7 protein-coding genes, 1 tRNA gene and 1 pseudogene are annotated in these 9,952 nt (G+C 67.4%); 2 read left to right on the top strand and 7 right to left on the bottom strand.

Translation table 11 applies throughout. From position 1 onward, the window contains the following. The 6 genes and pseudogenes from pknB to QM633_RS01570 all read right to left on the bottom strand — a co-directional run. Positions 1–894 (bottom strand): Stk1 family PASTA domain-containing Ser/Thr kinase (gene pknB / locus QM633_RS01595; RefSeq protein ID WP_415151967.1); only part of this gene is annotated, 894 nt, incomplete at its 3' end. A gap of 94 nt (positions 895–988) precedes the next feature. Continuing rightward, complete coding sequence (locus QM633_RS01590) at positions 989–2,407, bottom strand: peptidoglycan D,D-transpeptidase FtsI family protein (protein ID WP_415151966.1); 1,419 nt, start codon at positions 2,405–2,407, stop codon at positions 989–991. A gap of 278 nt (positions 2,408–2,685) precedes the next feature. Further along, positions 2,686–3,999: pseudogene (locus QM633_RS01585) on the bottom strand (FtsW/RodA/SpoVE family cell cycle protein); the annotation flags it as partial. After that, a complete protein-coding gene (locus QM633_RS01580) occupies positions 3,999–5,384 on the bottom strand; it encodes a PP2C family protein-serine/threonine phosphatase (RefSeq protein WP_415151965.1) in 1,386 nt (461 codons plus the stop codon). The pseudogene QM633_RS01585 and the gene QM633_RS01580, both read right to left, overlap by 1 nt. Continuing rightward, on the bottom strand, positions 5,385–5,870 hold the full coding sequence (locus QM633_RS01575; protein ID WP_415151964.1) for an FHA domain-containing protein: 486 nt from the start codon (positions 5,868–5,870) through the stop codon (positions 5,385–5,387). It abuts the gene before it with no gap. Next, complete coding sequence (locus QM633_RS01570; protein WP_415151963.1) at positions 5,863–6,576, bottom strand: FhaA domain-containing protein; 714 nt, start codon at positions 6,574–6,576, stop codon at positions 5,863–5,865. The genes QM633_RS01575 and QM633_RS01570 overlap by 8 nt, the downstream gene beginning before the upstream one ends. Positions 6,577–6,773: 197 nt before the next feature. Here QM633_RS01570 and QM633_RS01565 point away from each other — a divergent pair. Next, positions 6,774–6,856, top strand: a tRNA-Leu gene (locus tag QM633_RS01565). A gap of 509 nt (positions 6,857–7,365) precedes the next feature. After that, positions 7,366–9,636 carry an NACHT domain-containing protein gene (locus tag QM633_RS01560; RefSeq protein ID WP_415151962.1) on the top strand — a complete coding sequence of 757 codons (2,271 nt, stop codon included), beginning with the start codon at positions 7,366–7,368 and terminating at the stop codon, positions 9,634–9,636. Between the two features lie 154 nt (positions 9,637–9,790). Here QM633_RS01560 and QM633_RS01555 read toward each other — a convergent pair whose 3' ends face one another. After that, positions 9,791–9,952 (bottom strand): addiction module antidote protein, encoded by a 162-nt coding sequence (locus QM633_RS01555; RefSeq protein ID WP_415151968.1) that lies wholly within the window; start codon positions 9,950–9,952, stop codon positions 9,791–9,793.

Below are 9,952 nucleotides of genomic sequence, written 5' to 3'. Positions count from 1 at the left end.
GGCGACCGGGACGGGCGCCGCGACCGGCGCGGTCGCGGCGACGGACTGGCCGGCGAGCAGGCGCCCGATGTCGGCACGCATGGCGGCCGCGGTCTGGTAGCGGTCGGCGGGGTCCTTGGCGAGCGCCTTCAGCGTGATCGCGTCCATCGCCGGCGTGATCTCGGCGTCGAGGTGACTGGGCGGGACGGGCGCCTCGCGGACGTGCTGGTAGGCGACGCTCACCGGGGAGTCGCCCTGGAACGGCGGGCGCCCGACCAGCAGCTCGTACAGCAGGCAGCCGGCGGAGTAGATGTCGCTGCGGGAGTCGACGGTCTCGCCGCGCGCCTGCTCCGGCGACAGGTACTGGGCGGTGCCGATCACCGCCGCGGTCTGGGTCATGGTGGCGGACGTGTCGGCCACCGCCCTGGCGATCCCGAAGTCCATCACCTTGACCTGGCCGGTCGAGGTGAGCATGACGTTCGCCGGCTTGATGTCGCGGTGGACGATGCCGGCCTTGTGGCTGTAGCTCAGCGCGTCCAGCACGCCCTGAGTGAACTCGAGTGCCTTCGCCGGCACGATCTGCCGCCCGGTGCGCAGGATCTCGCGCAGCGTGTGGCCCTCGACCAGCTCCATCACGATGTAGGGCACCTGCACCCCGGAGAGAGGGTCGGCCTCCTCGCCGGTGTCGTAGACGGCCACGATGTTGGGGTGGTTCAGCCCGGCCGCGGCCTGGGCCTCCCGGCGGAAGCGGGCCTGGAACGTGGGATCGGAGGCCAGGTCGATCCGCAGCTGCTTGACCGCCACGTCGCGTCCGAGCCGCAGGTCACGAGCCCGGCGCACCTCGGCCATCCCGCCCCTGCCGAGCACGGGGCCCAGCTGGTAGCGACCCCCGAGGAGCCTGGGTTCTTCGGTCATCCGTCGATTCCTTTCCACCCGGCGGCCCGAACAGGACACCCGGCTGCACAACGTCCCCATTGTGGCCGAAGCCGCGTCACGTTCCGAATGAGAATCACCTGAGTGCCTCGATCACGGCCTTGGCGATCGGGGCGGCCACGGCACCACCGGCGATCTCGGTCGCCGGAATGTCGGCGTCCTCGACGAACGCGCACACCGCGATCGACGGGTCGTCGGCCCACGCCGTGAACCAGGCGTAGGGGTTGCGGTCGGCGCTGGTGCGGGCCGTTCCGGTCTTGCCTCCGACCTTCACCCCCGCGATCTGGGCACGGTAGCCGGTGCCGCTCTGGACGACCTGCACCATCATCGACCTCAACTCGGCGGCGTTCTCCGCGCTGAGCGCCACCGACTGCTGCTGCGGGCGCGTCTGGCTGACCACCTTCAGGTCGTTGTCGAGCACCTGGTCGACGATGTAGGGGTCCATCACCACCCCGTCGTTCGCGATCGCGGCGGAGACCATCGCCATCTGCAGCGGGGACGCCTTGGTCTCGTACTCCCCGATCGCGCTCATCGCGGTCTGCGCGGCGTCGATGTCGTCGGGGAACACGCTCGCCGAGGAACCGATGTCGGACAGGAAGGCGGTGCCGAACCCGAACTTCTCCGCCTGTTCGCGGATCGCGTCCGCGCCCAGCTCGGCGCCGAGCCGGGCGAACGCCGGGTTGCAGGACACCTTCAGCGCCTGGGCGAGGGTGATCCTGGTGCCGCCGCAGTTGCCGGAGATGACCTTGGTCGATCCGGGCAGCTTGTAGGCCGACGCGTCGACCTTCGTGTCGGCGTCCATGCCGGAGTCGAGCGCCGCGGCGGCGGTGACGAGCTTGAAGGTCGAGCCGGGCGAGTAGATCTCCTTGGTCGCGCGATTCGACATCGGCCTGCTGGTGTCGGCGTTGAGCCTGTTCCAGGCCTTCGTCGACGCCGCGAGGTCGTGGGTCGACAGGTCGTTCGGGTCGTAGCTCGGGGAGGTCACCAGCGCCTTGATCGCGCCGGTGGTGTAGTCGATCGCGACGACGGCCCCCTTGCGGCCGTCGAGCGCGTCCCACGCCGCCTTCTGCGCCTTGGCGTCCAGGGTGGTCTCGACGGTGCCGCCGCGCTGGCTGGAGCCGGACAGCGTGTTGACCAGCCGGTTCAGGAACTGGGAGTCGTCGACCCCGGCGAGTTGGGCGGAGTAGGACGACTCCAGGGCCGAGGTGCGGTACAGGTAGGAGTAGAAGCCTGTGACCGGGGCGTAGAGCTTGCCCGAGGAGTAGCTGCGCTGGAACTTGTAGCGGTCCTTGACGGCTTCCGACTCGGCGACCGGGGTGTTGCCGACCATGATCGGTCCGCGGTCCTGGCCGAACCGCGCATCGGCGACCCTGCGGTTCTCCGGGCGTTCGTTGAGGTAGTTCTGCTGGCCGACGTAGAGGTAGCTCAGGTTCGCCATCAGGGCGAAGAACATCACCATCGCGGTCACGGCGACGCCACGGATGGGGCGGTTCACGGCTGGTCCTCCTTCGCCGGGAGGCGGAAGATCGCCTCGTCAGGATCGGGCTCGGGATCGGGAGCGGGAGCTGGCCTGTGGCCGGCGGCAGCGAGGTTGATGGTCGGATCGCCCGTCGACGGTCGCACCACGGTCGGCTCCTCGACCGCCGGCAGGCCCCCGGTGGGTTCGGCCGGCCCCGGACGCGGCGGGGGTGACACCGGGGACGCGGGCGACGCCGACGACGAGCCGACCGGGATCAGCTGGGTGGTCTCGGCGCCGAGCCACTGTTCGGGCTCTGCGGTCTCGGCGATCGGGCTGCGGATCTGGTGGGTGACCACGAGCAGCAGCCCGACCATCACCCAGTTCGCGACCAGGGACGAGCCGCCCTGGGACATGAACGGCGTGGTCAGGCCGGTCAGCGGCAGCAACCGGGTGACGCCGCCGAGGATTGCGAACACCTGGATCGCGAACACGAAGGAGAGGCCTGCGGCGAGGAGTTTGCCGAACGGGTCCCTGGCCACGAGCGACGCGCGCAGTCCGCGCGCGACGATCAGCCCGTAGACCAGCATGATCGCGGTGAGGCCTGCGATGCCGAGCTCCTCGCCGATCGCCGCGGCGATGAAGTCGGTCTTGGCGAGGGGGGTGAGATTCGGCCGGCCCAGGCCCCAGCCGGTGCCCAGCGCCCCGCCCCACGCGATGCCGAACTGCCCGTTGATCACCTGGTAGTTCTGCTGGTAGTTCGAGAAGGGGTCCAGCCATGCCGACACGCGGACCTGCACGTGGCTGAAGAAGAGGTAGCCCAGGTAGGCCCCGACCGCGAAGAGGAGGGTGCCGAGAATCGCCCAGGCCGGCTTCTCCGTGGCCACGTAGAGCATCATCACGAAGAGCCCGAAGAAGAGCAGCGACGTGCCGAGGTCCTTCTGGAACACCAGGACGGCCAGGCTGGCCAGCCACATCAGCAGGATCGGGCCGAGGTCGCGGGGGCGGGGAAGCTCGATGCCGAGGAAGCGTCCGCCGGCCAGGGCGAGCACCTCGCGCTTCTCGACCAGGTAGGACGCGAACGCGATCGAGAGCACCAGCTTGGCCAGCTCGGCCGGCTGGAAGCTGTACTGGCCGAGGTGGATCCAGATCCTGGCGCCGTTCTTCTCCAGGCCGAGCCCGGGCACCAGCGGCAGCATGAGCAGGGCCATGCCGAAGAGGAACAACGTGTAAGTATAACGTTGTAGTACGCGGTAGTCGCGCAGCACGATGATCACGGCACAGCAGGCGACGACGGCGACACAGGTCCACATCAGCTGGAGTTCTGCCGAGTGCATGCGCGGGTCGGAGGCGAGGTCGAGCCGGTGGATCATCGCCAGCCCCAGCCCGTTGAGCAGCATGACCAGCGGGAGGATGAGGGGGTCGGCGTACGGGGTGCGCCAGCGGACCACGAGGTGGAGCACGAGGCCGATCGTGGCGAGGATCGCGACCGCCCACGGCCATTCGGGGGGCAGCTTCGCGTCCTGGTTGAGGTGGGTGATCAGATATCCACCGACGCCCAGCGCGATCGCGAAGGCGAGCATGAACGCCTCCACGCCACGACGTTTGCGGTAGCCGACGACGTCGCTCATCAGCACTCCGTGGGTGCTGCCGGGGTGGAGGTGTCGGACGGGGTCGGCGTGGCGGTGGGAGTGGCGGTGGCTGAGGTGGTGGGGCCGGTGGGCTTCGCCGTGCCGACGGAGCTGGCGGTGTCGGTGGCCGTCGGGGTGACGCTGGGGCTGGGAGTCGCGGTGGCGGTCTCGCGCTGCTCGCGCTGCGCGATGCAGGCCTCGGCCTTGATCCGGAGGGTGGCCAGTGCCTCCTCCGCGGCCTGGTAGGTGTCGGCCGGCAGCGTGTCGCGCACCTGCTCCTGGTAGTAGAGCGGGAGGTCGGCGACCCGGGTGGTGTCGGTGGTGACGACGTGGGAGAGGGGGAGGTTGAACACCGGTTCGGGGATGCCCTGGAAGATCGCGAGCACCTCCTCGTTCGCGCCCACGTAGAACTGCCGCTGGGTGTAGCCGTACCACGCCCAGCCCGCGGCGCCGATCGCGAGCAGCGGCAGCAGCACCAGGAGGGTCACCTTCACCCATACCGACGCCTTTCGCCGGGCGAGCGGGGCGTACCGGGCCACCTCGCCCGACGCGGGGTCGGGGCGGGGGGTGCCGTCCTTGGGGAGGTCGGGGATCGGGGCGGTGGCCTCGCTCAGGTTGTCGAGGTCGAGCAGGGCGGCCGCGCCGAGCACCTCGGTGGCGCCTTCTGGCTCGCCCTCGACGATGTCGGCGAGGATGATCGTGATGTTGTCCTGGCCGCCTTCGGCGAGGGCGAGGTCGACCAGAGCGTTCATGACCGTGTCGCGGTCACCGTCCATCCGGGCGGCGATGACGTCGTCGGTGACGAAGCCGCACAGGCCGTCGGAGCAGACCAGCAGGCGGTCGCCGGCGACCGCGTCGACCAGTTCGAGGTCGGGCTGGTGTTGCGGCTGGCCGTTGATGACCTTCAGGATCAGTGAGCGGTGGGGGTGCTCGAGGGCCTCGGCTTCGGTGATCCGTCCCTCATCGACGAGGGTCTGGACCCAGGAGTGGTCGCGGGTGAGCCGGGTGAGCCGACCGTCGCGGTAGCGGTAGGCGCGCGAGTCGCCGATGTTGGCCAGGCCGAGCTGTTCGCCGTCGAACATGACGCCGCACACGGTGCTGCCCATGCCGTCGAGCCGTGGGTCGGACTCGACGAGGTCGCTGATCACCTCGGACGCGGCGTCGATCGCGGTGGAGAGGGTGTCCAGCATCAGCTCGCCGCTGCGCGGGGCGTCGGCCGCCCGCAGTTCGCGGACGGCGACGGCGGAGGCGAGGTCGCCCGCGGCGGCGCCGCCCATTCCGTCCGCGACGATGAGCATCGTCGGGGAGGTGTAGGCCGAGTCCTGGTTGTTCTTTCGGACGAGGCCGACCTCGGAGTGGGCGACGTAGCGAAGGGCGAGGGTCATCTAGCGCTCCACGCCCATCAGGGTCCGACCGATGCGCAGGGTGTCGTCGACGCCGAAGGGGGTGGGGGCGCTGATCCGCTGGTTGTTCACGAAGGTGCCGTTGGTCGAGCCGAGGTCCTCGACCTGGAAGCCGGTGGGAGTGCGGCTGATCCTGGCGTGGCGGGTGGAGACGTAGTCGTCGTCGAGGATCAACTGGCAGTCGCTGGCGCGTCCGATCAGGACGGCCTCACCCAGGGGCAGCTGCAGCCCGGCCTGCTTGCCGTGGGTGACGGTCAGGGTCTTCGGCAGCTGCTTGAGGGTGCGCCGGGAGATCTTCGGTGGCTTGGTGGCGGCGCCCTGGGCAGGGGTGGTCGGGCGGGAGAGCTCGGCCGCGGGCACCTTGCGTCCGAACAGGTCGATGCGGATCACGTTGCCGGTGAACAGGATGAACAGCCACAGCAGGGCCAGGAACCCGACTTTGAGGCCGAGGACGACCAGCTCAGACATCGGACACCGGCGAGGTGATCGCCAGCCTGGTCGAGCCGATCTCGATGCGGCTGCCGAGGGCCAGGGTCGCCTGCCGGGTGCGCTGGCCGTCGACGGTGACGCCGTTGGTGGAGCCGAGGTCCTCGATGCTGAGCTGCTGGCCCGCGCCGGTGCCGACGACGTTGATCCGCGCGTGCAGGCGCGAGACGCCCGGATCGTTGATCCGCAGGTCGGCCTCCGTGCCGCGTCCGACGGTCAGCCCCGGCGGGGTCAGCGGGTGGCGGACGCCGTTCACCTCGACGACCAGGTTTCCGGCGCGGATCTCGCTGGGGCCGGCCTCCGCGTCCGCGTCGACACCGGCCACCGCGGAGGAGGTGACGGTGAAGCGGCCGACCGGAAGACTGGCGTCCAGCACGTAGTCGATGGTTACCGGACCGTTGAAGATGTAGCCCGCGTCGGAGGCGTACTCGCGCAGCTGCGGACCGATCTCGGAGTTCAGCGTCTTGCTGTACGGGGTGAGGCGGTCGTAGTCGTGGGAGGACAGTGAGACGCGGAAGTCGTTCGGAACGAGCTTGCGGTCACGGCTGAGGAGCTTGGCCTCGGAGTCGAGTTCGCGCTGCAGGCGGGCGGTGATCTCCACGGGCTGGACGTCGCCCTTGAAGGCCCTGGCGAAGGCGCCGCTGACAGCATTCTCGAGCTTCTTCTCGACGCGGTCGAAGACCCCCATCCGCTCCTCCTCTCCATGCGCTCGGCGCGGACAAGCCTATCCAGCCCTGAATCGCCAGCCTACGCGACGGGCTGTGGTCGTCGTGGAGTCACGAGACCGATGGGCCGAGGGGCCCCGGCGTCCGGCCTCCCGAGGGGGATTCGGGGCGAGCCCCGTTCTCGTGCTAGCCTTCTTCGGCTGGCTCCCCCGGGAGCCGGGCGCGAGTGGCGGAATGGCAGACGCGCACGGTTCAGGTCCGTGTGTCCGAAAGGACGTGGAGGTTCAACTCCTCTCTCGCGCACCTTAAGGTGCCTCTGACTAGGGCATTTACTCTCAGAATAATGGCGAAAAGCGGAGGCGCGATACCTCTCGCGGGTTTCTGTTGGCCAACTCGAATCGCTGTGGCTAGGGGTTTCGCCCGCGGCTGCCGACTGTCCGGGTTGGCTAGTGCCCTCCGAGGTCCACTCGTGCCCCACGTCTGCCCCACACGCCGGGGTCGTTCGAATCGCCGTCCTGCTAGGGACGAGGCATTGGCGCGGTGTGACCCAGGCGCGTCGCTGCCCCACGTGTGCCCACGGTCCCGCTCGGAATGGTGCGCCGCTCACCGTGGCGCGCGCTGCGCCCGCGGGGCCGTGCTGTCCGCGGCAATATCGGACGCTCGGTGAGCTGTCTCAGCCCGGGGTCGCAGCCATGTGATCTTGCCAACCTGGCAGCGGCCGAATCGGCTCACGGGCAGACCGCGGCTGGACCCGTGACGGCCGGCCGCCGCTAGTGTGAGCCTCAGCAGGGCGAGTAGTGAGGATGACAACCGTGGTCAATGAAGATCCGTTCGAATTCGAGCGACGCGGCGTGGAGCTCGCGCGGGCCCTGCACGACCCCGCCGGCACCCAGGGAGCCCTGATGGTCCAAGGGAGCGAGCGCGATGGCGTCTTCGTCAACCACGATGACATCAACGTCTACGAGTTCACGACGAGGCGTGACAAGGAGAAGGCGCAGAAGGACGCCGAGAAACTCGCTGGGCTTCTTGAATACCTCCTAAGGGACAAGGCCAACCAATTCAAACCCGCGACGGCATGGTTTGTTACGCGCGACGAACCAACTGGCGATCAACGAACGGTGGTCGCCCAGGTGGCCAAGCGGGCGGGCCGGACCATACATGCAATCAGCATTGCGCAGATGTACAAGCGGATCTGCAACTCTGAGTTGTATCTTCAGGCCCGAGACAAAGCGCCTTTCGGCAGCACCGCCTTTACGCCAGAGGTCACAGGGCGCCAGATCCGCGTTGCGGTTAAGATGCTCTCGAGGGAAGGCGGCTCCAGCCGCGTGCAGGAACTCGGGACTCGGCTCTGCGAGGGCGGCCGAGTGTTGATAGTCGGGGACTACGGGGCGGGCAAGAGCCACGCCCTGCGCGACCTGTACCAGTTGCTGCGCCGCGAGCACTTTCGGCGCGCTCATCTCACGCCCTTCCCGATTCATATAAATCTGCGGGATTGCGCTGGCCTCAAGACTCCGGCTGAAATCTTCCGCAGGCATGCCGAAGAAGTCGGCTTCGACCACGCGAATGGGCTCATGTCTGCATGGCGCGCCGGCATGTGTGTGCTACTTCTTGACGGCTTCGATGAGGTACTACCAAGCAGATGGCTTGGGAGCGTGGCAGATCTGAAGAACGTGCGATGGGACGCTCTGTCGCCAATTCGTCGGCTCATCGAGGAAACCCCGCAAGGCGCGGGGATTGTGGTGGCGGGCCGTTCTCACTACTTCTCCAACGAAGTCGAGATGACTGCCGCACTTGGCCTGAGATCTCTGGACATCCTGCAGATTCCCGACTTCGATGAGGACCAACTCAAGGACTTCCTTCGCCAGTCGGAGGCCACGTGGAAGCTGCCTGACTGGGTACCTGCCCGTCCCCTCTTGCTTGGGTACCTGGTGTCCCTTGGAGGTGACTCATCCTCCGTTATCACGGCGGCTGGTTCGAAGGCGTCGGGTTGGCGGACCTTCCTGTCCGCAATCTGCGCCCGCGAGGCGAGGATGTTCAGCGCGGTGAGGCCGGCGACGATCGAGAAGATCATGGCTCGAGTTGCGACGTTGGCACGAGGCGGCGCCTCGGCTACCGGACCTATCTCGACCGACCAGCTCCGCGCGGCCTTTGTATCCGTAAACGGCTTCCAGCCCGATGAAGAGGGTCTGCAGCTATTGCTTCGGCTGCCGGGACTAACGAATTCGCTCGGTCTAGGTGAAGGTGAGATGCGTTCGTTCGCGGACGAGGACCTCGCAGAAACCGCCTATGGGCTGGATCTCGCTGACTTCGTGATCTATCCCTACGACGAAACGCACCCTCTTGCAGGCCCGGCCTCTTGGGTTAACGCCTCTTCTGGGCTGGCCGCCAGCGTTGCCGCCGAGACGTTGCTACAGAGCTCCTTCGCAGAGGGCCAAGTCCGGGCGGCCCTGACGAAACGCCAGAACGAAGGACGTTATGACGCCGTTCTGGCCGACCTGATCGCCACCGTTACCGATATGCCGACCGACCGGGATCCAGCACGCAAGCAATACCTCGTCTCGGGCGTTGCTTTTGAGGAGCTTCAAGTAGTTGACCATCCAGTAGTCGCATCCACTACCTATCAAGACTGCTTGATCGAGCGGTTGGACCTTACGGCCGTAGACGAAGAGTCGGATCTGCCCAACTTCCCAGGTTGTGTCATCACGTTCGTGGATGGGGTCTCTGGAGTAACTCCCTGGCTTCGCGACGCCCTGTCTAGCGCCGAGATCGACGGCTTCAGCACGGCCGCACAAACAACCGCCGGGATTATGCAGCTGAAGCTCGACCGGGAATCGAAGGTTGCCCTAACCATCCTTAAGAAGATCTTCAGTCAGCGTGGTTCGGGTCGCAAAGAGAGCGCGCTAAGTCGTGGCCTTGCCCTGGCCGACCGCGAGATCGTCAGCTCGGTTCTAGCTGAACTCGTTTCGCAGGAGTGGATTCGCCGGGAGGTTGTTGGAAACACTGTAGTGTACGTGGGGAACAAGGACAGGCGACGGGACGCGCTGCAGTGCCTTGACGCTCCAAACGACTTCCGGCTCAAGTAGGAACTCTCAAGAGATCTCCATCTAGCGCGAGTTGCGGCCGCTCGCCGCGGCCCTGGCTCCTGTGGTGCACAGCTAATCCAGCATCTTGCGGAGGCTGAGCACGCGGATCGGCAGATCCGGACGACGTTGCCCACAAATGGCCAACCTGTCGTTGTCAGGCCACGTTGTGGAGGGTGAGTCGTAGTCCGAGGGCGTTGGTGACTTTGAGGAGGGTGGTCCAGGTGGGGTTGCCTTCGGTGGAGAGGGCTTTGTATAGGCCGTCGCGGCTCATGCCGACGCGGCGGGCGAGTTCGCTCATGTTGCGGGAGCGGGCGAT

The organism is Propionicimonas sp. (genome assembly GCF_047606205.1).
Taxonomy (GTDB): domain Bacteria; phylum Actinomycetota; class Actinomycetes; order Propionibacteriales; family Propionibacteriaceae; genus Propionicimonas.
The sequence above is the reverse complement of the archived record's forward strand: the minus strand, read 5'-3'. Positions and strand labels throughout refer to the sequence as shown.